This window comes from Cupriavidus sp. U2 (genome assembly GCF_009663685.2).
In the GTDB taxonomy this organism is placed as follows: Bacteria; Pseudomonadota; Gammaproteobacteria; order Burkholderiales; family Burkholderiaceae; genus Cupriavidus; species Cupriavidus necator_C.
Genome location: NZ_RCOG02000018.1, coordinates 78,718 through 102,365, shown reverse-complemented (window position 1 = coordinate 102,365; position 23,648 = coordinate 78,718). Strand labels below are relative to the sequence as shown.

Annotated in this window: 22 protein-coding genes; 18 read left to right on the top strand and 4 right to left on the bottom strand. The window is 65.1% G+C overall.

The features are described from left to right. Window positions 1–184: 184 nt before the first annotated feature. Complete coding sequence (gene yihA / locus D9X30_RS15200; protein WP_153949087.1) at window positions 185–868, bottom strand: ribosome biogenesis GTP-binding protein YihA/YsxC; 684 nt, start codon at window positions 866–868, stop codon at window positions 185–187. Between the two features lie 328 nt (window positions 869–1,196). On the opposite strand from yihA, the gene D9X30_RS15195 reads away from it, so the two are divergent. The 8 genes from D9X30_RS15195 to msrQ all read left to right on the top strand — a co-directional run bounded on the left by D9X30_RS15195 (window position 1,197) and on the right by msrQ (window position 9,471). Continuing rightward, window positions 1,197–1,856, top strand: a complete 660-nt coding sequence (locus D9X30_RS15195) for a c-type cytochrome (protein WP_153949088.1) — start codon at window positions 1,197–1,199, stop codon at window positions 1,854–1,856. Window positions 1,857–2,052: 196 nt separating this feature from the next. Then, on the top strand, window positions 2,053–4,305 hold the full coding sequence (locus D9X30_RS15190; protein WP_153949089.1) for a cytochrome c biogenesis protein ResB: 2,253 nt from the start codon (window positions 2,053–2,055) through the stop codon (window positions 4,303–4,305). Window positions 4,306–4,410: 105 nt separating this feature from the next. Then, window positions 4,411–5,634: a c-type cytochrome biogenesis protein CcsB gene (gene ccsB, locus D9X30_RS15185; protein WP_153949090.1), complete on the top strand. Its 1,224-nt coding sequence runs from the start codon at window positions 4,411–4,413 to the stop codon at window positions 5,632–5,634. Between the two features lie 195 nt (window positions 5,635–5,829). Beyond that, window positions 5,830–6,255 carry a COG4315 family predicted lipoprotein gene (locus D9X30_RS15180; protein ID WP_153949091.1) on the top strand — a complete coding sequence of 142 codons (426 nt, stop codon included), beginning with the start codon at window positions 5,830–5,832 and terminating at the stop codon, window positions 6,253–6,255. Window positions 6,256–6,289: 34 nt separating this feature from the next. Then, window positions 6,290–6,823: an RNA polymerase sigma factor gene (locus D9X30_RS15175; protein ID WP_153949092.1), complete on the top strand. Its 534-nt coding sequence runs from the start codon at window positions 6,290–6,292 to the stop codon at window positions 6,821–6,823. Next, complete coding sequence (locus D9X30_RS15170) at window positions 6,823–7,653, top strand: anti-sigma factor family protein (RefSeq protein ID WP_502799637.1); 831 nt, start codon at window positions 6,823–6,825, stop codon at window positions 7,651–7,653. The genes D9X30_RS15175 and D9X30_RS15170 overlap by 1 nt, the downstream gene beginning before the upstream one ends. A 106-nt stretch (window positions 7,654–7,759) precedes the next feature. Beyond that, the gene (msrP, locus tag D9X30_RS15165) at window positions 7,760–8,770 is read left to right on the top strand and encodes a protein-methionine-sulfoxide reductase catalytic subunit MsrP (protein WP_153949094.1); all 1,011 of its coding nucleotides are present in this window, start codon (window positions 7,760–7,762) and stop codon (window positions 8,768–8,770) included. Continuing rightward, a complete protein-coding gene (msrQ, locus tag D9X30_RS15160; RefSeq protein WP_153949095.1) occupies window positions 8,770–9,471 on the top strand; it encodes a protein-methionine-sulfoxide reductase heme-binding subunit MsrQ in 702 nt (233 codons plus the stop codon). The genes msrP and msrQ overlap by 1 nt, the downstream gene beginning before the upstream one ends. 60 nt (window positions 9,472–9,531) lie before the next feature. Here msrQ and lysA read toward each other — a convergent pair whose 3' ends face one another. Both lysA and lptM read right to left on the bottom strand, forming a co-directional pair. Next, window positions 9,532–10,794, bottom strand: a complete 1,263-nt coding sequence (lysA, locus tag D9X30_RS15155; protein WP_153949096.1) for a diaminopimelate decarboxylase — start codon at window positions 10,792–10,794, stop codon at window positions 9,532–9,534. 14 nt (window positions 10,795–10,808) lie between these two features. Continuing rightward, window positions 10,809–11,060: an LPS translocon maturation chaperone LptM gene (gene lptM / locus D9X30_RS15150; RefSeq protein ID WP_194946567.1), complete on the bottom strand. Its 252-nt coding sequence runs from the start codon at window positions 11,058–11,060 to the stop codon at window positions 10,809–10,811. 132 nt (window positions 11,061–11,192) lie between these two features. On the opposite strand from lptM, the gene cyaY reads away from it, so the two are divergent. Further along, window positions 11,193–11,528: an iron donor protein CyaY gene (cyaY, locus tag D9X30_RS15145; protein ID WP_101680491.1), complete on the top strand. Its 336-nt coding sequence runs from the start codon at window positions 11,193–11,195 to the stop codon at window positions 11,526–11,528. A gap of 78 nt (window positions 11,529–11,606) precedes the next feature. Here cyaY and D9X30_RS15140 read toward each other — a convergent pair whose 3' ends face one another. Continuing rightward, window positions 11,607–13,985, bottom strand: coding sequence for a penicillin-binding protein 1A (locus tag D9X30_RS15140; protein WP_153949098.1), 2,379 nt, complete (start codon window positions 13,983–13,985; stop codon window positions 11,607–11,609). A 464-nt stretch (window positions 13,986–14,449) separates the two neighbouring features. On the opposite strand from D9X30_RS15140, the gene pilM reads away from it, so the two are divergent. The 9 genes from pilM to D9X30_RS15095 all read left to right on the top strand — a co-directional run bounded on the left by pilM (window position 14,450) and on the right by D9X30_RS15095 (window position 23,466). Beyond that, a complete protein-coding gene (pilM, locus tag D9X30_RS15135; RefSeq protein WP_153949099.1) occupies window positions 14,450–15,520 on the top strand; it encodes a type IV pilus assembly protein PilM in 1,071 nt (356 codons plus the stop codon). Between the two features lie 18 nt (window positions 15,521–15,538). Beyond that, window positions 15,539–16,186: a PilN domain-containing protein gene (locus tag D9X30_RS15130; protein WP_153949100.1), complete on the top strand. Its 648-nt coding sequence runs from the start codon at window positions 15,539–15,541 to the stop codon at window positions 16,184–16,186. Window positions 16,187–16,188: 2 nt separating this feature from the next. Beyond that, complete coding sequence (locus D9X30_RS15125) at window positions 16,189–16,863, top strand: type IV pilus inner membrane component PilO (RefSeq protein ID WP_153949101.1); 675 nt, start codon at window positions 16,189–16,191, stop codon at window positions 16,861–16,863. After that, a complete protein-coding gene (locus D9X30_RS15120; RefSeq protein WP_249640974.1) occupies window positions 16,860–17,399 on the top strand; it encodes a pilus assembly protein PilP in 540 nt (179 codons plus the stop codon). The genes D9X30_RS15125 and D9X30_RS15120 overlap by 4 nt, the downstream gene beginning before the upstream one ends. Beyond that, entirely contained in the window at window positions 17,396–19,525 is a 2,130-nt protein-coding gene (locus D9X30_RS15115) for a type IV pilus secretin PilQ (RefSeq protein WP_153949102.1), read from the top strand. Before D9X30_RS15120 ends, D9X30_RS15115 begins: the two co-directional genes overlap by 4 nt. A 214-nt stretch (window positions 19,526–19,739) precedes the next feature. Beyond that, entirely contained in the window at window positions 19,740–20,339 is a 600-nt protein-coding gene (locus D9X30_RS15110) for a shikimate kinase (protein WP_249640973.1), read from the top strand. After that, on the top strand, window positions 20,336–21,442 hold the full coding sequence (gene aroB, locus D9X30_RS15105) for a 3-dehydroquinate synthase (RefSeq protein ID WP_153949103.1): 1,107 nt from the start codon (window positions 20,336–20,338) through the stop codon (window positions 21,440–21,442). The genes D9X30_RS15110 and aroB overlap by 4 nt, the downstream gene beginning before the upstream one ends. A gap of 55 nt (window positions 21,443–21,497) precedes the next feature. Continuing rightward, window positions 21,498–22,658: a deoxyguanosinetriphosphate triphosphohydrolase gene (locus tag D9X30_RS15100; protein ID WP_153949104.1), complete on the top strand. Its 1,161-nt coding sequence runs from the start codon at window positions 21,498–21,500 to the stop codon at window positions 22,656–22,658. Between the two features lie 73 nt (window positions 22,659–22,731). After that, complete coding sequence (locus tag D9X30_RS15095) at window positions 22,732–23,466, top strand: transposase (protein WP_153949105.1); 735 nt, start codon at window positions 22,732–22,734, stop codon at window positions 23,464–23,466. Window positions 23,467–23,648 lie beyond the last annotated feature (182 nt).

Here is a 23,648-nt window from a genome sequence, read left to right as displayed (position 1 = left end):
CTTTTGTGCTTGCCCGCTATCATACTCGCGGACACTCTGTGTTGCTTCGTGCAGCGCGGTGTCCCCCGCTACTCCTCCCTGAGCGGGTACCCGCCCTGAACCGGTGGGAAAGTTCGTCCCCGTTGCTTGCAACGGGGCTTTTTTTTGGCCGGTCCGGATGCGGATGCGTGGAAGTCGGGCGTCCCTACGCCTGCGGGGCGCCAGCCGGCGCCTCGGGTGCCTCGGGCGGCTGGGCTTCGGGCAGCGCCAGCCATCCCGCCACCACGCGCTGGGCTTCCTCGATGCCGCGCCGCTTCAGGCTGGAGAACAGCTGCGCGGTCATGGCCGGCGGATTGTTCATCTGGGCTGCATAGTCGGCCAGCATCCGCTTTGTTTCGCGCAATGCCGTGGCATTTTCGCTATTGGTCAACTTGTCGGCCTTGGTCAGCAGCACGTGGATCGGCTTGCCGGTGGGCAGGAACCACTCGACCATCTGGCAATCGAGGTCCGTAAACGGGCGGCGCGCGTCCATCATCAGGATCAGGCCGGCCAGCTGGGTGCGGCTCTGGACGTAGTCCGACAGCAGGCCCTGCCAGTGGTACTTGGCGCTGCCGGAGACCTCGGCGTAGCCATAGCCCGGCAGGTCCACCAGGAATCCGAGCGGGTCCGGCGCCTTGACCGGGGCCACGGTGAAGAAGTTGATATGCTGCGTGCGGCCCGGCGTGCGGGACGAGAATGCCAGCCGTTTCTGGCTGCACAGCGTGTTGATCGCCGTCGACTTGCCGGCGTTGGAACGCCCGGCGAACGCCACCTCGGGCACTGCCGTGGCCGGCAGGTCGCGCAGATGGTTGACGGTATTGAAGAAACGGGCCTGCTGTAGAAGGGACATGCGTGAATACTTGGAGCCGGCGGACAGGGCGCTGGCAAGGGGCCAGTGCAGACGTCGCCACAGACACTGACCTAAGTCAATCCGGAAAGCGATTTATTGTACAATAACCCGGTTTACGGTCTCCTGAGCGGGTGACGTGTGGCATCCTTGCCGGATGTCATCGGCGAACTCTGAAATTGGGTCGGGAATATTGTCCCCGATCAAGAATAGGACGTCGCGCATACGCGTTTCCAGCTCCTGCCCCATGGCGCTTCCTCACCGCCGGCAGGGGACAAAGGCGACCGGCATGCATTACGGTGTTCATAACAAAATCTGACAAGGTGTAAGGATGAACCGCATTGCGAAACTTTTGGGAGTCATGGCGCTGGCAGTTCCGCTGGGCGCAATGACAGGGCTGGTATCTGCCGCAGAGCAGGCCGCCGCCAAGGCGGATCCCGCCAAGGGCGAGACGCTTTACACGCAAGGTGTTCCCGATCGCAATGTCCCGGCATGCTTCTCCTGCCACGGCACCGCCGGCAACAGCACGGCTGCCGTCAATCCCAAGCTGGCTGGCCAGCAGGGCGATTACGTTCACAAGCAGCTCGCGGATTTCAAGGCCAAGTCGCGTGACAACCCCATCATGTCGCTGTACGCCCAGGCGCTGAGCGACCAGGACATGAAGGACATCGGCGCCTACCTGGCCAAGCAGCAGCTCAAGCCTGCCACGGCCAAGAACAAGGCGACGATCGAGGAAGGCCAGAAGATCTACCGCGGGGGTATCGCCGCCAAGGGCGTGCCGGCCTGTGCAGGCTGCCACGGGCCGACCGGCGCCGGCATTCCGGCCCAGTACCCACGCATTGGAGGCCAGTATTCCGAGTACACCGAAGCGCAACTGGTGGCGTTCCGCCAGGGCACCCGAAAGAACAATTCGGTCATGAGCACGATTACCGCCAGGATGTCGGATGCCGAGATCAAGGCGGTGGCGGATTACGTCGCCGGCGTCCGTTAAGTCGTATCAGGCCTGCGTGTCCGGCGCATCCCTCGGGGGATGAACCGGACGCGTGGGCAACAATCGAAGAGGGTGGCCTGCTTGCCAAAGCATGTCCACCCTTTTTCATTTTGAGCGGCACCACATCGCGTCACATCGGCGCGCAACCCTGGCGCCAACCCTATTGGCGCCACACGGCTTTCAGGCTTTACCGCACATGTCGACCCCATCCACTTCAGGGCTGCACCTGAAGACCCAACACCGCGTGCTGCGCGATGCCGTCGAGCTGCTGTCCTCGATGCGCTTCGCGATCACGCTGCTGACGGTGATTGCCATCGCCAGCATCATCGGCACCGTGCTCAAGCAGAACGAACCGTACCCGAACTACGTGAACCAGTTCGGGCCGTTCTGGGCGGACCTGTTCCACGCGCTGTCGCTGCAGAAGGTGTACAGCTCGTGGTGGTTCCTGCTGATCCTGGCATTCCTGGTGATCTCCACGTCGTTGTGTATTGCGCGCAACGCCCCGAAGATGATCGTCGACATGCGCTCGTGGAAGGATCATGTGCGCGAGCGCAGCCTGCGGGCGTTCCATCATCGCGGCGAATATGAGGCGCCGCGCGGCCGTGCGGAAGCGGCAGGCCGCCTGGGTGCGCTGCTGCGCAACCGCGGATACCGCGTCAAGCCGGTGGAACATGACGGCGCAACGCTGCTGGCCGCCAAGGCGGGCGCTGCCAACAAGCTGGGCTACATCCTGGCGCACACGGCCATCGTCGTGATCTGCGTGGGTGGCCTGCTGGACGGCGACATGCTGATCCGCGCCCAGATGTGGTTCGGCGGCAAGACGCCGATCGCCGGCAACGCCATCATCAGCGAGATTCCTGCCAGGCACCGGCTGTCGCCCGCCAACCCGGGATTCCGCGGCAATGCGTTCGTGCCGGAGGGGGCCACCGTCTCCACGGCCATCCTGAACATCGCCGATGGCGCGCTGGTGCAGGACCTGCCGTTCACGATCATGCTCAAGAAGTTCACGGTCGACTACTACTCCACCGGCATGCCGAAGCTGTTCGCGTCGGATGTGGTCGTGACCGATCGTGCCACGGGCAAGCGCACCGAGGCGACGATCAAGGTAAACGAACCGCTGATCGTCGATGGCGTGGCCATCTACCAGTCCAGCTTCGAGGACGGCGGCTCGAAACTGAAGTTCGTCGGCTATCCGATGACGGGCAGCAGCCATGGCACTTTCCCGATCGCGGGCACGGTGGGCGGCAATGTGGCGCTGACCGGCACCGGCACGGCTGCCGACCAGGACAGCCTGACCGTCGAATTCAGCGATTTCCGGCAAATCAACGTCGAGACCGTGACCGATGCGTCGGGCAAGGCCGATGTGCGCGGGGTGGCGCGCAAGTCGTCGCTGGGTGCGCTGGAGCAGCATCTGGGTGCGGCGGCCAGCCTGGACAAGGACAAGAACCTGCGCAATGTCGGCCCGTCGGTCCAGTACAAGCTGCGCGACCGCACCGGACAGGCGCGCGAGTTCAACAACTACATGCTGCCGGTGCAACTCGACGGCCAGACCGTGTTCCTGGCCGGCATGCGCGATTCGCCGAGCGAACAGTTCCGCTACCTGCGTATTCCCGCCGACGACCAGCGCAGCGTGGCCGACTGGATGCGCCTGCGCGCCGCGCTGCAAAGCAGTGCCATGCGTGGCGAGGCGGCGCGTCGCTTTGCGGCCGTGTCGATGCCCGGCGACGACAAGGCAACGCTGCGCAAGCAACTGGCCGAAAGCGCCCAGCGGGCCATGGACCTGTTTGCCGGCGCCACGCGCTCGTCGGCCGATGCGCCTCCCGGAGGCTTCACCGCGATCGCGGCCTTCCTCGAAAAATCGGTGCCGCAAAGCGAGCAGCAGAAGGCGGCCGACGTCCTGCTGAAGATTCTCAATGGATCGATGTGGGAACTGTGGCAACTGGCACGCGAGCAGGACAAGCTGCCCGTGATCGCCAACGACGCCCAGAGCAGCCAGTTCCTGCAGCAGGCCATCAACGCGCTGTCGGACAGTTTCTTCTACGCGGCGCCCGTATTTCTGCAGCTCGACGACTTCCAGGAGGTCAAGGCCAGCGTGTTCCAGATGACCCGTGCGCCGGGCAAGAACATCGTGTATCTTGGCTGCCTGCTGCTGGTGCTGGGCGTGTTCGCGATGTTCTATATCCGCGAACGCCGCGTCTGGATCTGGATCAAGGACAAGCAACCGGACGACGCCGGAAACTCCGCCGGCAGCCATGTGCTGATGGCCATGTCGACGCAGCGCCGCACGATGGATTTCGAAAAGGAATTCGTCACATTGCGCGATGATGTTGGCCGTGCCGTGGGCGCGGAAGTGACACCTGTGCCAGCGGATGGCGCCTCGCCGATGTCGCCGCCGGCACCGCAATCGGATGCATCAGGGCCCGATGATAGGCAGAGGCCGTCGCTATAGTAGAAAGAGGGTTTCCGGCGGCCGGAAGTACCAGAACCCCGGCCTGCCGCGCCACGTTGATACCGCAGACATTACAGGTGCATCGCACCGCAGAGCAGGAATGCCATGTCCTCCAATCTCAACCACGCCTCCTCGGGCCTGACGCCGCGACAAAATGCCGCATCCGGCAATGTGTCGCACGACCCGCTACAGCTCGAAGCCGATTTCCTCGAACCGTCCTTTCTGCGCCGCCTGACCTGGGTTGACTGGGCGTTTGCCGTGCTGCTGGTATTGGGCGCCGGCTTTGCGCTGACGCGCTATGGCCACTGGATGAACGTGTACGACAAGGCCGTGCTGATTGCCGCCGTGCCCACGTTCGCGCTGCTTGGATGGCACTGGAAGGCGGTGCGGCCGCTGATGGTCGGCATCGCGGTGCTGTCGCTGCTTGCCATCCAGATGTACCAGGGCAACCTGGCGCGCGCCGAGCAGGCGTTCTTCCTCAAGTACTTCCTGTCGAGCCAGTCGGCCATCCTGTGGATGAGCGCCCTGGTCTTCCTGTCGACGGTGTTCTACTGGGTCGGGTTTGCCTCCCGGTCGGACACCGGGTCGAGCCTTGGCAGCAAGCTGTGCTGGGCGGCCGTGGTGCTGGGCTTTACGGGCCTGATGGTGCGCTGGTACGAGTCGTACCTGATCGGCGCCGATATTGGCCATATTCCTATCTCGAACCTCTACGAGGTCTTTGTTCTCTTCACGCTGATCACGTCGCTGTTCTACCTGTACTACGAGCGCCGCTACGCCACGCGGGCGTTGGGGCCGTTCGTGATGCTGGTGGTGTCGGCGGCGGTGGGATTCCTGCTCTGGTACACGGTCACCCGCAATGCGCAGGAGATCCAGCCGCTGGTGCCGGCACTGCAAAGCTGGTGGATGAAGATCCACGTCCCGGCCAACTTCATCGGCTATGGCACGTTCGCGCTGGCTGCGATGGTGTCCGTGGCGTACCTGCTCAAGCAGCGCGGCATCCTGGCGGAGCGCCTGCCGTCGCTGGAGTTGCTTGATGATGTGATGTACAAGGCCATTGCCGTTGGGTTTGCCTTCTTCACGATCGCCACGATCCTTGGCGCGCTGTGGGCGGCCGAGGCATGGGGCGGCTACTGGAGCTGGGACCCGAAGGAAACCTGGGCGCTGATCGTCTGGCTGAACTACGCGGCATGGCTGCACATGCGGCTGATGAAGGGGCTGCGCGGTACGGTGGCGGCCTGGTGGGCGCTGGTCGGCCTGCTGGTCACCACCTTTGCGTTCCTGGGCGTGAACATGTTCCTGTCCGGCCTGCATAGCTACGGCGAACTCTGATTCGCCAGCCGTCTACCGATCGAAAAGCCTGTCCTTGCGACAGGCTTTTTGTTTTTTCAGGCGTCTTAAACTGCACAGGTAGCAGGAAGGCGCCACTTTTTTTCGGTCCAAACGGAATAAGGACGTCACATCCGGTGTTTACTGAAGGGACACGGTGCCGACGGTCGGCACCGCCCCGGAGAAGGAGACCTGAAGATGAATACTCGTCACACTGCTGCATCCGTACTTCGCCCGCTCGTTATCGCCGCAGGCGCCGCAACGGTCCTGCTGGCCGGCTGTTCCAGCATGGGCATGGGTGGGGCCAGCGAAATGCCGCCGACCGTCAAGGTGACCAACGGCGTGCTGACCGATCCGCAGGGCCTGACGCTCTACACGTTCGATCGCGACCCCGCCAACGGTGGCAAGAGCGTCTGCAACGGCATGTGCGCCACCAACTGGCCGCCGCTGCTGGCAGAGCCGGGCAAGACGGCGTCGGGCAGCTACTCGGTCATCACGCGTGACGACGGTACGCGCCAGTACGCCTACAAGGGCATGCCGCTGTACCGCTTTGCCAAAGATGCCAAGCCGGGCGACCGGACTGGCGACAACCTCAACAACGTCTGGCACGTGGCGAAGCCCTGATTTTTCGGGCGCCTGAACGCAAGGCAACCCGCGCATGGACGGATTCGAGCGCCAACTGGTGGCGCTGGCGCCGCGGCTGCGGCGCCACGCGCGCGGCCTGACCGGCGACGCCGCGCTGGCCGACGATCTGGTGCAGGACACGCTGGAGCGGGCCCTGCGCTACCGTTGGCGATTCCGCCTGCGTCCCGGATCGCTCTGGGGCGACGGTGCCGACGGCCTGCTGCCCTGGTTGCTGACGCTGATGCACCGGTTGCGCCTGAACGGGCTGCGCCGCGCGGATCTGGTCAGCGTGACCGACGAACCGCCGGACGTGGCGGTGCCCGGCGACGATCCAGGCCTGCGGCGCGACCTGATCAGGGCGCTGGCCGCCCTGCCGGAAGCCCAGCGGGCCGTATTGCTGCTGGTCAGCCTGGAGCAGTTTTCGTATGCGGAAGCGGCCCAGGTGCTTGAAATCCCGGCCGGCACGGTGATGTCACGCCTGAGCCGTGCCCGTGAACAGATGCGCCGCCTGCTCGACGGCGGCGCGAAGGACGTTGCGGCGCCGAATGTGCTGCAACGGGTGAAATGATGAGCCCCCAGACGCCGGTGAGCGAAGCCGATCTTCACGCCTATGCCGATGGCCAGTTGCACGGTCCGCGCCGCGCCGCCGTCGAGGCATTCCTGGCGGCCGACGCCGAGGCGGCGAGCAAGGTGGAAGCCTGGCGGCAGCAGGCCGCCGCGCTGCATGCCGGACTGGATGGCGTGCTGAACGAGGCCGTGCCGCTGGCTGCGCTGCCGCGCGAACTGCACGGGCAGGGCGGCCACGCGACCACGGCGCGCCTGGCGTGGCCGCTGGCGCTGGCTGCCAGCCTGTGTGCGCTGGTGGCGGGTGCCGCCGGCGGCTGGTACGCCCGCGATCATGTTGGGGCCGATGCCGTGGCCGTCGCGCCGATGGAGCGTTTTGCGCGCGAGGCGCTGGCCAGCTATGTGGTCTATGCGCCCGAAGTCAGGCACGTGGTCGAAGTGCCCGCCAGCGACGAGGCCCATCTGGTTGCCTGGCTGTCGAAACGGCTCGGTGCATCGTTGCAGGTGCCAGACCTCCATCCGCAGGGATTCCGGCTGATTGGCGGGCGCCTTGGCGCTTCCGAGGGCGGCCCGATGGCCATCCTGATGTACGAGGACGACGCTGGCACGCGCGTGTCGCTGCAACTGCGCCGCATGGCACAGGGCACGCCCGATACCGCCTTCCGGCTCGAACGGCTGCCGCCGCGCACGCCGGCCCGAAATCCCGCCGGACACCCCACCATGGCGTTCTACTGGGTCGATCGCGATCTCGGCTTCGCCCTGGCGGGTCCGCTGGAGCGCGACCGGCTGCTGGCACTGGCCCAGGCGGTCTACCAGCAATACCAGCGGGGTTAGCCCAGGCACATGACCGTCCGCCTGATCACCCGATATCCGGGCGGCTCCGCACCTTCCGGCAGCTTTTGATGTCCAATGCTGCAAGTCCTACCCAACGCTGCGAAACATGCTGATTCCTTCCCCCAAATGGTTGCGCGGTGACGATGTCGCCGCGTCGGAAATCACGCCCGAACCGTTGTATCGGTCGCGCCGGCGCCTGCTGACGATGGGCGGTGCCGCTGCTGCAGCGGGCCTGGCTTCGCCGTGGTTCTCGCGCCAGGCGTTCGCCCAGGAGGCGCCGGGCAAGCTGCCGAAGCTGCCCGCCACGCTCAACAACGCCTACGCCGTGACCGAAAGACGCACGCCGTACACCGACGTCACGACCTACAACAATTTCTACGAGTTCGGCACCGACAAGTCGGACCCGGCCCGCAACGCCGGCACGCTGCGGCCGCGCCCGTGGCAAGTGGCCGTCGAAGGGCTGGTCAAGTACCCCAAGGTGTACGACCTGGACGAACTGCTAAAGATCGCGCCGATGGAAGAACGCGTCTACCGCCTGCGCTGCGTGGAAGGCTGGTCGATGGTGATTCCGTGGATCGGCTATCCGCTGGCCGAGCTGATCAAGCGCGTCGAACCGCAGCCGGGGGCGAAGTTCGTGCAATTCATCACGCTGGCGGACAAGAAGCAGATGCCCGGCCTGAGCAGCGGCGTGCTCGACTGGCCGTATAGCGAGGGCCTGCGCATGGACGAGGCGATGCATCCGCTGGCGCTGCTGACGTTCGGCCTCTACGGCGAGGTGCTGCCGAACCAGAACGGCGCGCCGGTGCGGATGGTTCTGCCGTGGAAATACGGCTTCAAGAGCGCCAAGTCGATCGTAAAGATCCGCTTCGTCGACAAGCAGCCGCCCACCAGCTGGAACCTGGCCGCCGCCAACGAGTACGGCTTCTATTCGAACGTGAACCCCGACGTCGATCACCCGCGCTGGAGCCAGGCCACCGAACGCCGCATCGGCGAAGACAAGGGCGGCGGCGGGTTCTCCGCGCTATTCGCGCCCAAGCGCAAGACGCTGCCGTTCAACGGCTACGGCGCGCAGGTGGCATCGCTCTACCAGGGCATGGATTTGAGGAAGAACTTCTGATGGCCGAGCGCGATCCGCGCGCGGCGGCGCAGGCACGCGCGCCCCGAGGCAGCCGGCCCGGGGCCGGTGGTCTGGCCATGCTCGCGCCTGCGCGCGTGAAGACGCTGAAGGGGCTGGTCTGGCTGCTGGCGCTGCTGCCGTTCCTGCGGCTGATGTATCTCGGGGCGACGTCGCAGTTCGGCGCCAATCCGCTCGAATTCGTGACCCGGTCCACGGGGACGTGGACGCTCGTCATGCTCTGCGTGACGCTGGCCATCACGCCGCTGCGCCGGCTCACGGGCTGGCACTGGCTGCTGCGCCTGCGCCGGATGCTGGGCCTGTTCACGTTTTTCTACGCGGTGCAGCATTTCCTGCTCTGGCTCGCCGTGGACCGCGGGTTTGACGTGGCTTACATGATCAAGGACATCGGCAAACGGCCATTTATCACGATGGGGTTCGCGGCGTTCATGCTGATGATTCCGCTGGCCGTCACGTCGACCAATGCCATGGTCCGCTGGCTCGGCGGCAAGCGTTGGCAGGCGCTGCATCGGTCGATCTACGCCATCGCCGTGCTGGCCATCCTGCACTACTGGTGGCACAAGGCCGGCAAGCACGATTTTGGAGAAGTTTCGATCTACGCGGCCGTGGTATTCGTGCTGCTGGCCATGCGGATCTGGTGGTGGTTGCGCAAGCCGCGCGCCGCCGCCGTGGCCACGCAATAGAAAAAAGGGCGACACCAACGATGTCGCCCTTTCCTTATTTTTCGGCTTGCGTTGGCGCGGTCAGTCCTTCAGCAGGCGCTCGGTGCGGAACAGATCCGCCGGCAGCTCGCGCTCGCGCACCAGGTGCACCGTGTCACCATCGACCATCACTTCGGCCGCGCGGCCGCGCGTGTTGTAGTTCGAACTCATCACGAAGCCATAGGCGCCGGCCGACATCACGGCCAGCAGGTCGCCGGGCTGCACCGCCAGCGCGCGGTCGCGGCCGAGCCAGTCGCCCGATTCGCATACCGGACCCACCACGTCGTACGTGACGGCGGTGTCGGCACGCGGCGCCACCGGCTCGATGCGGTGGTAGGCCTCGTACATGGCCGGTCGGGCCAGGTCGTTCATTGCGGCATCGACGATGCAGAAGTTCTTGGCCGCGCCGGGCTTCAGGAATTCCACGCGGGTCAGCAGCGCGCCGGCATTGCCCACCAGCGAGCGGCCCGGCTCGAACAGCACCTCGCGATGGCCGTGGCCGCGTGCGGCCACGCGATCGATCAGCGTCGTGGCAAAGCCGGTGATGTCCGGCGGGGTCTCGTCGTCATAGGTGATGCCCAGGCCGCCCCCTACGTCGATATGTTCGAGTTTGATGCCCTCGGCCTCGAGCGATTCCACCACGTCGAGCACCTTGTCCAGCGCCTCCAGGTACGGCGCCACTTCGGTGATCTGCGATCCGATATGGCAATCGATGCCGGTCACTTCAAGGTGCGGCAGCGCGGCGGCGGCGCGGTAAGTCGACAGCACGTCCTCGAACGCCACGCCGAACTTGTTGCCCTTGAGGCCGGTGGAAATATAGGGGTGGGTCTTTGCGTCGACGTCTGGGTTGATGCGCAGCGACACGCGGGCGCGCTTGCCCAGGCGGCCGGCCACCGCGTTCAGGCGATCTAGTTCCGGAATCGATTCCACGTTGAAGCCGCGCACGTCGTGCTCGAGCGCCAGCGCCATGTCGGCTTCGCTCTTGGCCACGCCCGAAAACACCACCTTGCGCGGGTCGCCGCCGGCGGCAATCACGCGCAGCAGCTCGCCGCCCGACACGATGTCGAAGCCGGCACCCAGCTTGGCGAACACCTGCAGCACGGCCAGGTTGGAGTTGGCCTTGACCGCGTACTGCACGTGCGCGTTGCGTCCCTTGCAGGCGGCGGCATACGCGTTGTACGCCTTGGTCAGCGCCGCGCGCGAATAGACGTAGGCAGGCGTGCCGAATTCGGCGGCAATGCGCGCCAGCGGTACCTGTTCGACGGTCAGGGTGCCGTCTTCGCGGCGATGGAAAAAATCATTCATGGTCTGGCATGCACTCAGCGTGCGGAGGGGGCGGAACTGCCCTTGGCGGGCTCGGCGACGGCGGGCGTCGATGTGGCGGGCTCGCCCATCGGACGCGCCGGGGGCGGGGTTGCGCCCGGCTGGCCCAGGCCCGGATCGGCCACCGTGGGGGGCGTGGGCTCGGGCGGTACGCGGGGCATATAGAGCGGGCCGCGAATGCCGCACCCGGCTAGGGGCATCGCGAGCAGGGCGGCAAAGGCCGATACAATCGCACCACGACGCAGCATCGGGGAGTCCTTCATTGTCTGGATGGCTTTCGGATGGCTGTGGAAAGCGCACGGCTTTCCCGTTTTCCATCAATCTGATTTGCCGGTCCGAATGCCCGTGGAAACGGGCTGCCGGCGGCCTTGGAGTGTAGCATGCCCCCCCTCAACGAGACCGAGTTCCTGGCACTGGCCGGCGCGGCCCTGGACAAGCTGGAAGCCGATATCGAAGCGGCTGCCGATGCCGCCGACGCCGACGTGGAAATCAACCGTACCGGCAACGTGATGGAACTGGAGTTCGAGGACGGCTCCAAGATCATCGTCAACAGCCAGGCGCCGATGCAGGAGCTGTGGGTGGCGGCCAAGGCCGGCGGCTTCCATTTTCGCCACGATGGCGCCCGCTGGGTGGACACGCGCAGCGGCGCCGAGCTGTACGCGGCGCTGTCCGGCTACATGAGCCTGCAGGCTGGCACCACGCTGACGCTGAAGTAAGCCCGCGCGGCACAACGAAAAACCGGCCGCCAGGGCCGGTTTCTTGTTGCTGGGGAAGGTTGGCAGGCCAGCAGGCCGTCAGGCGCCGCCGAACATTTCCAGGATCTTCTTCTTTTCCTGCTCGGTATCCTGCGGCGGACGCGAGCTTTCTTCCGGCTTGCCCGGCCACGGATCGCCCAGGCCCACCGACGCCACGCCGGCGCCGGCTGCATTCTCTTCCAGCGTCCAGTCGCCGGCCGCCATGACCACGCCCTCCGGCGGCTGGCGGTCCGGGCTCTCGGGCACGCCCTTGAGCGCCTTGCCCATGTAGCCGACCCAGATTGGCAGCGCCAGGCCACCGCCCGTTTCGCGCACGCCCAGGCTCTTGGGCTGGTCGTAACCCATCCACGCGATGGCTACCAGCTTGGGCGTGTAGCCTGCAAACCACGCATCGACGGCGTCGTTGGTGGTGCCGGTCTTGCCCGCCAGGTCATTGCGGCCCAGGCGCTGCTTGGCCGGGTTGGCCGTGCCGCTGCGCACCACTTCACGCAGCATGCTGTCGGCGATGAACGCGGTGCGGGCGTCCAGCACACGCACGGCGTCTTCGCCGGCCTTCTGCGGATGGGTCTCGGAAATGACCTTGCCGCGCGAGTCTTCCACACGCTGGATCAGGTACGGATTCACGCGATAGCCGCCGTTGGCGAAGACCGAATAGGCGCCCGCCATCTGCAGCGGCGTCACGCTGCCGGCGCCCAGCGCCATCGGCAGATAGGCCGGGTGCTTGTCGGCCTCGAAGCCGAAGCGCGTGATGTAGTCCTGGGCGTACTGCGTGCCGATGGCGCGCAGGATACGCACCGACACCAGGTTCTTCGACTTGGCCAGGGCGCGGCGCATGGTCATCGGGCCTTCGAACTTGCCATCGTAGTTCTTCGGTTCCCAGACCTGTCCGCCGGTGTCCGGGCCGATTGTCAGCGGTGCATCATTGATCACCGTGGCCGGCGAGAACCCCTTTTCCAGCGCCGCCGTGTAGATGAACGGCTTGAAGCTGGAACCGGGCTGGCGCCAGGCCTGCGTCACGTGGTTGAACTTGTTGCGGTTGTAGTCGAAGCCGCCCACCATCGAACGGATCGAACCGTCCTCGGGGCTCAGCGAGATGAACGCGGCGGCCACTTCGGGCAGCTGCGTGACCGACCACGTGTTGTCCTTCGGATCCTGCGTCACGCGAATGATCGCACCCGGACGGATCTTGACCTTCGGCTGGGCACTGGCCGACAGCGACGGCGCGATGAAACGCAGCGCCGTGCCTTCGATGGTGGCCACTTCGCCGGACAGCAGCGTCGCCTTCACCTGCCTGGGCGACACGCTCGTTACCACGGCGGAGCGCAGATCGTCGCTGCCCGGATGCTCCACCAGCGCGTCGTCGATGGCCTGCTCGCGGTCGGCCGGATCGGACGGCAGGTCGATGAAGGCCTCGGGGCCGCGGTAGCCGTGCTTGCGCTCGTAGGTCATGATCCCGTTGCGCACGGACTCGTAGGCGGCGTCCTGATCGGCCTTGTTCAGCGTGGTGTAGACAGTCAGGCCGCGCGTGTACGTCTCCTCGCGGTACTGCGCGTACATCAGCTGGCGCACGATCTCGGCCACGTACTCGGCGTGCGTCGAGAATTCGTTGCCCTCGCTGCGCACCTTCAGTTCCTCGCGCACGGCCTGGTCATACTGCTCGGGCGTGATGTAGCGCAGGTCGCGCATGCGCTGCAGGATGTACTCCTGGCGTACCTTGGCGCGACGCGGATTCACCACCGGGTTGTAGGCCGACGGCGCCTTCGGCAGCCCGGCCAGCATCGCCGCCTCTGCCGGGGTGACGTCCTTGATCGACTTGCCGAAGTACACGCGCGCGGCGCTGGCAAAGCCGTAGGCGCGCTGCCCCAGGTAGATCTGGTTCATGTACAGCTCGAGGATCTGGTCCTTGGTCAGGTTCGCCTCGATCTTGTACGCCAGCAGCATCTCGTAGATCTTGCGCGTGTAGGTCTTCTCGCTCGACAGGAAGAAGTTGCGCGCCACCTGCATCGTGATGGTCGATGCACCCTGCGACAGGCCGCCACGCAGGTTGGCCAGCCCGGCACGCATCACGCCGACGAAGTCCACGCCGCCGTGCTCGTAGAAGCGGTCGTCCTCGATGGCCAGCACGGCCTTCTTCATGACGTCGGGGATCTCGGTGATCGGCACGAAGTTGCGGCGCTCTTCGCCAAACTCGCCAATCAGCACGTTGTCGGCCGTATAGATGCGCAACGGAATCTTCGGCCGGTAGTCGGTGATGGTGTCCAGCGACGGCAGGTTGGGGGCGGCCACGACCAGCGCATAGCCCACCAGCAGCGCCACGGCGACGACGCCGGCAGCAAGCAGCCCGAATACCCAGAACGCGATGCGCGCCCACAACGGACGGCGGACGGGAAGGGACGGCTTCTGTTGTGCTGTGGCCATAAGGGTTTACCTAACAAGAGTGCCCGGATTATATCGTCGGTACCAGGCCGCTCCCGCGGGCCAGTGGCGCGAAAGTCGCTACCGTGCTGTTACAAGATGTAATGCCGTTGAGATCAGTCTGTCACGGGCTGCGGGACGCAGGCGTGACGCGGGCTGGCGGGCGATGCCTCAGGGAGGGGTGCGTGTGCCGGGGGTGAGGGGAAGCTGGCGTGCCCGGATCATGTCAGGCCCATGCCACCCGACGGCGGGGTTGCAGACCGTCGGATTTTGGCAACGGATTCCCGGGGACCTTCCGAAAAAGAAAGCGTGGTCAAACCGGCACATTGCCAGCGCCTCCGGATTTTGTAAGAATCGACGAACATAAAAGAGCAAACGTTTCATCCAAGAAACTGGCTCGCACCATTAGAGCGGACATGCCGTGGGCGAGTTCAAATGTCAGGGGGTCAACCTTGCGACGGGGCATCTTGTCGGGTCTTCTGCGCCAGACTACGGTCGGCGTGGATATTGGTTCGTCCAGCGTCAAGGTCGTTGAGCTGTCCGTTGGGATGGGCAAAAACGACTATCGGCTGGAGAAATGCGCCAGCGAACTGCTGGACCGCAACGCCGTTGCCGATGGCAACGTGGTCAACATCGAAGCCGTCGGGATTGCGCTCAAGCGCGCGCTCGGCAAGGCCGGCATCCGCACCCGGGACGTGGTCCTGGGCGTGCCGTCCATGCTGACGGAATCCCAGACGGTCAGTCTGCCGGACAACCTGTCCGAAGACGAACTCTATTCGCAGGTCGAATCCGAGGCGCACCGCCTCTATCCGCCGTCGCAGGCGGTGAATTTCGACTTCGCGGTGATTGGTCCCAGCGAAACCGAAGGCGGCATTGGCGTACGCGTCACGGCTGCCAACAGTGATCGTGTCCAGGAGCGCGTGACGGCTGCCGAACTGGCAGGCCTGAAGCCGCAGGTGATGGATGTGGAAGAGTACGCCGTGCAGCGATCGGTCGTGCAGATGCTTGGCGTCCCCGCCGGCCTGAACGAAACCGATGCCAAGGACCTGCCCGTGGTGGCCGTGGTCCATCTGGGCGGCAGCCGTTCCAAGGCCATCTTCTACCAGGGCTGGAAGGAACTCTACGAGCAGCCGCTGAACAGCTATGGCGACCAGCTGACGCAAAGCGCCGCACGCATGTTCACGCTCGATGCGCTCAAGGCCGAAATCAAGAAGCGCAAGAACACGCTGCCCGAAGCGTGGCGAGGGCAACTGCTCAAGCCGTCGCTGGAGGCGCTGGCCATGGAGGTGCAGGGCGCCATCGGCAACTTCATCGCCAGCTCCAGCCTCGGCCGCGTCGACGAGATCCTGCTCTCCGGCGGGCACGCCTCGCTGCTGGGTGTCCAGGCGGCGATCCAGCAACAGACGCAGATCACGACCACGCTGGCCAATCCCTTCGCAAACATGACGACCGCCGGCAAGGTCAACGAGCGCTATCTCCAGCGCGACCTGCCTGCCTACATCGTCAGTGCGGGACTGGCGCTGCGCGGCCTCCAATAAGTCACCGGGGGGACCCGCATGTCCACGACGACGAATACCGTTCCGTCGGTCAACCTGCTGCCGTATCACGAGGCGCGCAAGGCAGCCCGGCGCAAGAAGGTCTACAGCATGCTGGGCGGTGCGGCGGGCGCGGGCGCGCTCGTGGTGCTGATCGGCGGCTTCTACATCGATTCCAAGATCGATGAGATGACCCATCTCAATCAGACGCTGACGGCCGAGAATGCCCGCATGGACGGGCAGATCAGGGAGGTCACGACGCTCAAGAAGGACATCGAGGCGCTGCTGGATCGCCAGCGCGCCATCGAAAGCCTGCAGGCCGAGCGCAACATGCCCGTGCAGCTGCTTGAGGAACTGGTGCGCCAGGTACCCGAGGGCGTGTACCTGACCACGCTCAAGCAGTCGGGGGACACGTTCGTCATCACCGGTGTGGCGCAGTCCAACGAACGCGTGTCGGAACTGCTGCGCAACTTCAGCCAGGTGCAATGGCTGGACCACGCCGAGCTGGTGGAGTCGAAGGCCATCATGATGACCAACAACCTGCGCGAACAGCGCCGGCTGTTCGATTTCTCGATGCGTTTCGCCTATCGCGCGCCGGAGCAACCGGCTGACAAGAAGCGGGCAGGCGCGTCGGCTGCCGCGGCCAAGCCGGCGGGAGGCAACGTCTGATCATGGCGCTGAATTCCAATATCTCCCTGCAGGACCTGACCACGCAGTTCCGTGGCCTGAACCTGAACGAGCCCGAAACCTGGCCGGCCGCCCCCCGCGTGCTGTTCTCGATCCTGGCGGCCGTGATCGTGCTGGTGCTGGGCTGGCAGTTCTACTGGAGCGACAAGAGCGACGAACTCGACCGCAAGCACGCCGAACACGAACAGCTGAAGCAGCAGTTCAAGTCGAAGGTGGCGCAGGTGGCCAATCTGGACGCACTGCGCACGCAGAAGGCCGAAGTCGAAAAACGCGTGGCGCTCGCCGAGCGGCAATTGCCGAACAGCACGGAAATGGACGCGCTGCTGGCCGACGTCAACCACGCCGGTGTGGCGCGGGGTCTCCAGTTCGAACTGTTCAAGCCGCAGCCGGCGGCCATCAAGCCGTACTTTGCCGAAATTCCGGTCAACCTGAAGGTCACCGGCCGCTACCACGACGTCGCGCTGTTCAACGCCGACGTGGCGGCGCTGTCGCGGATCGTCTCCATGCGTAACCTGAACATGTCGGTCGGCAAGGACGGCACGCTGTCGATGGAAGGGGTGGCGATGGCCTATCGCGCACTGGACCCGGACGAGCAGGCCGCGCAGCGCAAGGCTGCCGCCGACGCCGCCGCGAAGAACAAGAAGGGAGGCGCCAAGTGAGCCGCCTGACCCGACCCCAGCCTGCCAAGCTGCAGGCGCTGGCCGCCGCCGCGCTGGCCGTGGCGGCCCTGGCCGGCTGCGGCCAGAGCGACGACGATGGTCTGCACCAATGGATGGCGCAGACACGCGCCGCCAAGGCCCCGCCGCCGGAACCGTTGCCCGAGGTCAAGTCGTACACGCCACGCGAGTACGGCGGGCGCGCATCGCCGGAACCGTTTGCGCAGACGAAGATCGGCGAACTGAACAAGACGATGTCTGAGTCGCCGGAGGCCGGACGGCGACACGAGCCGCTTGAAGACTATCCGCTGGAGAACTTCAAGATGCTCGGCATGCTGAAGAAAAACGGCGAGACCTACGGTGTCGTACGCGTAGATAACAAGATCCATCACGTCAAGGTGGGTCAGTATCTCGGCCAGAGCTATGGCCGGGTGGTCCGCATCAGCGATCAAGAGATCGTGTTGCGCGAATTGGTTCGGGAAGGGGTCTCAGATTGGAAAGAGAAAATGACCAGCCTGAAGCTGGAGGCATCCGCATGATCACGGCACGTTGGGTCCGGGCGCTTGCGGGCGCCTCAGCGATGGCGTTGGTGCTGGCCTCTCCGGCCGCACTGGCACAAAACAACCAGCTCAGGCGGGTGGAAGCCAACGTGGTTGGCGAGCAGACCGTTTTCACGGTCGACCTGCAAGGTCCGCTTGCGCAGAAGCCGGTGGACTTCTCCACGCAGAATCCTGCAAAGATCGCGATCGATTTCTTCGATACGGGATTCGCACAGGGCCGGGCGCAGTATGAATACGCCGGCAAGCTGCTCAAGAGCGCGAACGTGATGCAGATCGGGGACCGCACCCGCGTGGTGCTGAACCTGGCCCGCAATGCCACGTATCGCACGGAAATGCGCGGCAAGCAGTTCGTAGTGCTGATGGACAACGTGACGCAGTCGGCGGCCGCGGCCGCGCCGACGTTCGCGCCGGCGGCGCCCGCGATGCAGCCCGTGTCGGCCAACCGCACGCTGATCCGCAATATCGACTTCCGGCGTGGCAGCGACGGTTCGGGCCGCGTGGTGGTGGACCTGTCGTCGCGCGATTCGGGCGTCAATATCCAGCAGCAGGGCCAGAATCTGGTGGTCGACTTCATTGGCACCGGGCTGCCGAACGACCTGCGCCGCCGCTTCGACGTGACCGACTTCGGCACGCCGGTGCAGGCCATGCGCGCCACCGACGCCAACGGCGCCGCACGGCTGACGATCGAGCCGCGCGGCAACTGGGAATACAGCTCGTACCAGACGGACAACCAGTTCGTGGTCGAGGTGCGCCAGGTCAAGGAAGACCCGAACAAGCTGATCTCCGGCCAGGGCTACCGGGGCGAGCGCCTGTCGCTGAACTTCCAGAACATCGACATCCGTTCGCTGCTGCAGGTCTTTGCCGACTTCACGAACCTGAACATCATCACCAGCGACACCGTGCAGGGCAACCTGACGCTGCGCCTGAAGGATGTGCCGTGGGATCAGGCGCTGCAGATCGTGCTCGATTCCAAGGGGCTGGCTTCGCGCCGCAACGGCAACGTGCTGTGGGTGGCGCCCAAGGCCGAGCTGGCCACGAAGGAAAAGCTCGAGCTCGAAGCGCAGCAGCAGATCAACGAGCTTGAACCGATCCGCAGCCAGGTGTTCCAGCTCAACTACCAGCGTGCCGACGATGTACGCCGCATGCTGCTGGGCCTGGCGGTCACCGGTGGTTCCGGTGGCGGATCGGCGGTCCCGGCGGCTGGCGGCGGGGCGGGTGCTGCAGGCGTCACGCGCATGCTGTCCAAGCGTGGCTCGCTGACGGCGGACCCGCGTACCAACCAGCTGTTCGTGTCCGACATCGGTTCGAAGCTAGAGGAAGTGCAGGGATTTCTGCAGAAGATCGATATTCCGGTGCGCCAGGTGATCATCGAGGCACGTATCGTCGAGGCGAGCGACACCTTCAGCCGTAACCTCGGTGTGAAGCTGGGCTTTGCCTTGCCGAAGGCGGGCAGTTCGCTGAGCAGCAACTATGGCAATTCGCTGCCGGGTGCCACGAACGACCTGTCGCCGGCCCTGAGCCTGCCGGCAGCGGCCATCAACGGCACGAATCCGGCCACTGCGGCATTCAGCATCTTCAATGCCGCAGCAGGCCGGTTCCTGGATGTGGAACTGTCCGCGCTGGAAGCCGACGGCAAGGGCAAGATCATCTCCAGCCCGCGTGTGGTGACCGCCAACAACATCAAGGCGCTGATCGAGCAGGGTACCGAACTGCCGTACCAGTCTGCCACGTCGAGCGGCGCCACGTCGGTCCAGTTCCGCAAGGCGAACCTGAAGCTGGAGGTCACGCCGCAGATCACGCCGGAAGGCAACGTGCTGCTGGACGTCGACGTCAACAAGGACAGCGTGGGTATCCAGACCGTCAACGGCTTCGCCATCGACACCAAGCACGTGCAGACGCAGGTGCTGGTAGAGAACGGCGGCACCGTGGTGATCGGCGGCATCTACAGCCAGGACGAGTCGAATACCGTCAACAAGGTGCCCTGGCTGGGCGATATCCCGGTGCTGGGCAACCTGTTCAAGAACAACGCCAAGGTCAACAACCGGACCGAACTGCTGGTGTTCCTGACGCCGCGTATCCTGAACGACAGCGTATCGTTGAAATAACATCGTTCGGGTGCAGCAGGGCGCCCGGATGCAGTAGACTGGCAGGCCGCGTCGGTATGCGACGCGGCCTTTTTCCTTTTCGCGGCATCGTTGGCGGAACCGACGGCCAGCCGGAACCGGACCGCAATGATGCACAATGGCGTATGAATCACGCCAGCGAGGTGGCCCGGGCGGCGTGCCAGATGCCCCGAGCCTTTTCGCGCAAGACAGTCCAGTGACAGCCAATCGCCCGAATCTTTTCTTTGTTGGCCTGATGGGCGCCGGCAAGACCACCGTCGGCCGCTCGGTGGCCCGACGCCTCGACTACCCGTTCTTCGACTCCGACCACGAGCTCGAAGCGCGTTGCGGCGTGAAGATTCCGGTGATTTTCGAGCACGAGGGCGAGACCGGGTTCCGGGACCGCGAAGAGCAGATGATTGCCGAGCTGACCGGCCGCACCGGCATCGTGCTGGCCACGGGCGGCGGCGCCGTGCTGCGCGAAGCCAACCGGGCGGCCCTGAAAGCCAACGGCACCGTGGTCTACCTGCGCGCGAGTCCGCATGACCTGTGGCTGCGTACGCGCCACGACCGCAACCGTCCGCTGCTCCAGACCGAAGACCCGAAAGGCCGGCTGGAGGCGCTCTACGCCCAGCGCGACCCGCTCTACCGCGAAGTGGCGGATTTCATTATCGAAACCGGCAAGCCGACCGTGGCCCAGCTTGCTAATATGGTTCTCATGCAACTCGAAATGGCCGGCTTCACGTTTCCGTCCGTGGAAGCGGTGCCCGACACCGATCCGGTGGCCGGGCAGCCGGCGCAGGACACCCATTCATGATCACGCTGGAAGTCGATCTCGGGGCGCGTAGCTACCCCATTCATATCGGCGGCGGCCTGCTGGACCGCGCCGACCTGCTGCAGCCGCACGTGCGCGGCCAGCATGCCGTCATCGTCACCAACGAGACCGTCGGCCCGCTGTATGCGGCCCGCGTCGAAGCCGTGCTGGCCGGCCTGGGCAAGACCGTCCGGACGGTAGTGCTGCCGGACGGCGAACGCTTCAAGCAGTGGGAAACGCTGAACCTGATTTTCGATGCACTGCTGCAGGCGGGCGCCGACCGCAAGACCACGCTGATCGCGCTGGGCGGCGGCGTGGTGGGCGACATGACCGGCTTTGCCGCCGCCTGCTACATGCGCGGCGTGCCGTTTGTCCAGATGCCGACCACGCTGCTGTCACAGGTGGATTCGTCGGTCGGCGGCAAGACCGGCATCAACCACCCGCTCGGCAAGAACATGATCGGGGCGTTCCACCAGCCCAACGCGGTCATTGCCGACATCGACACGCTGAAGACGCTGCCGCCGCGCGAGCTGGCCGCCGGCCTGGCCGAGGTGATCAAGCACGGCGCGATTGCCGATGCGGATTACTTTGCCTGGATCGAGGACAACATCGCCGCGCTCAATGCCTGCGACAATGGCATGATGGCCGAGGCGGTGCGGCGCTCGTGCGAGATCAAGGCCGGCGTGGTGGCCCAGGACGAGCGCGAAGGCGGCCTACGGGCGATTCTGAATTTCGGACACACGTTCGGCCATGCCATCGAAGCCGGCATGGGCTATGGCGAGTGGCTCCACGGCGAGGCGGTGGGCTGCGGCATGGTGATGGCGGCCGATCTTTCGCATCGGCTGGGATTCATCGACGTCGAGACCCGCGCGCGCATCCGTACGCTGACGCAGGCGGCGATGCTGCCCGTGGTGGCGCCGGACCTGGGCATCGACCGCTATATCGAACTGATGAAGGTGGACAAGAAGGCCGAGGCCGGCAGCATCAAGTTCATTCTGCTGCGCGGGCTTGGCGAGGCGTTCATTACCACCGTACCGGATCCGGATCTGCGTGACACGCTGCGCCACGCCGTCCTGAAACCTCCCGCAGAGGCACCGGTCGCGTAAGCGCCAGGTTATGCCTTGCAACCCTGAACCAGCAACGGAATAACGGATTGCCCGCATGACCACCGCTCCAGCGACTGACCTCGAAGCCCATCTCGCCCCTTATGCCGCGCGCTCCGCCAGGACGCGCGGCCGGGTGCATGCCGAACCGGCCTCGTCCTCGCGCAGTGAATTCCAGCGCGACCGCGACCGCGTGATCCACAGCACGGCCTTCCGCCGGCTCGAATACAAGACGCAGGTCTTCGTCAACCACGAGGGCGACCTGTTCCGCACGCGGCTGACGCACAGCCTGGAGGTGGCGCAGATCGCCCGCTCCATCGCGCGCAACCTGCGGCTCAACGAGGATCTGGTCGAGGCGATCTCGCTGGCCCACGATCTGGGCCACACGCCGTTTGGCCACGCCGGACAGGACGCGCTGAACGGCTGCATGAAGAACCATGGCGGATTCGAGCACAACCTGCAGAGCCTGCTGGTGGTCGACGAGCTGGAGGAACGGTACGGCGGCTTCAACGGGCTGAACCTGACGTTCGAGACGCGCGAAGGCATTCTCAAGCATTGCTCGCGCGTCAATGCGGCGGCGCTGGGCGAGCTGGGGCGGCGTTTCCTGGAGGGCGCGCAGCCGTCGCTCGAGGCTCAACTGGCCAATCTGGCCGACGAGATCGCCTACAACAACCACGATATCGACGATGGCCTGCGCTCTGGACTGCTGACGCTGGAGCAGCTGGACGAAGTGCCGATGTGGGGCCGCCATCGCGCAGAGGTGGCAGCGGCGTTCCCGGGCATCAACGGGCGCCGGGCGATCAACGAGACGGTCCGGCGCATGATCAATACGCTGATCGTCGATCTGATCGAGACCACCGGCCGCAATATCGCCGCCGCCAATCCGAAGTCGATTGCCGACGTGCGCGCTGCCGGGCCGCTGGTCTCGTTCAGCCCGAAGATCCACGAGGAAGCCGCGGCGCTGAAGCGTTTCCTGTTCCGCCACCTGTACCGGCATTACCTGGTCATGCGCATGTCGGCCAAGGCGCAGCGCATCATCACCGACCTGTTCGGCGCCTTCATGCAGGATTCGCGTCTGCTGCCGCCCCAGTACCAGGCTGGCCACGGCGCCGACCAGCCGCGCCTGATCGCCCACTACATCGCCGGCATGACCGATCGCTATGCCATCCGCGAGCACCGGCGCATCTTCGCGGTCAGCGAGAGCAACTCGATCGGTTGAGCTGAAGGCAGTCCGCCAAAAAAACGGGGACAGATCAGGTTATCATGCGGGCATCTTTTATCCGGGATGCCCGATGGCCCGCCTTCCCCGTTTCTCCCCCCCCGGCCTGCCGGCCATGGTGTTGCAGCGCGGCAACAATCGCCAGTCCGTCTTTCTGGGTACCGACGACTACCTGCACTACCTCGATTGCCTGCGCATGGCGGCTCGCGAGCATGAGCTGGCCATCCACGCCTATGCGCTGCGGCCCAACCATATCCATCTGGTGGCGACCCCGAAGGGCCCCGATTCGCTGAGCCTGACCATGCAGGCGGTAGGGCGCCGCTACGCCCGCCATTTCAACCGCGTGGCCGATCGCACGGGCACCCTCTGGGAGGGCCGCTTCCGATCGGCGGTCATCGAGCCCGAGACCTGGCTGCTGCCGGCCATGCTCTATACGGAAGGCAATGCCGTGCGCGCCGGCGACGTGACGGCGCCCGAGGCAGATCGCTGGAGCAGCTATCGGCACCACGCTGGCTTCGAATCCCATCCGATTGTGAGTGATCACTCCATTTACTGGGACCTGGGCAATACGCCGTTCGAGCGGCAGTCCAACTACCGCGCATTGACGGCCGAGGGTTTGTCCGGCCGCACGCTCGCCACGCTGCAGAAGCATGCGCATAGTGGCTGGCCTCTGGGCAGCGATGCCTTCCTGATGCAACTTGAGCGTCACGCCACGCGGCGCGTCCAGCCGCTACCTAAAGGCCGACCAAGGAAGTCGGTTATTTCGGATGCTGAGGGCGGAGAGGCCGACTCCACGCTGGAGAGCTGATGGAGTGCACCATATCAGTGCAAAAATGCCGGTAAAGTAATGTGTCCCCATTTAAAATGGCGGCCGCGATGGTGCAATATTTAATGTGTTCTGACCCCATTTAATAATTTTGCGAGGCTCGGACGATTCTCTTATAGTTGCTGCACCCACAGTCATTGTGCGGCGCGTCACGCTCGTGTACG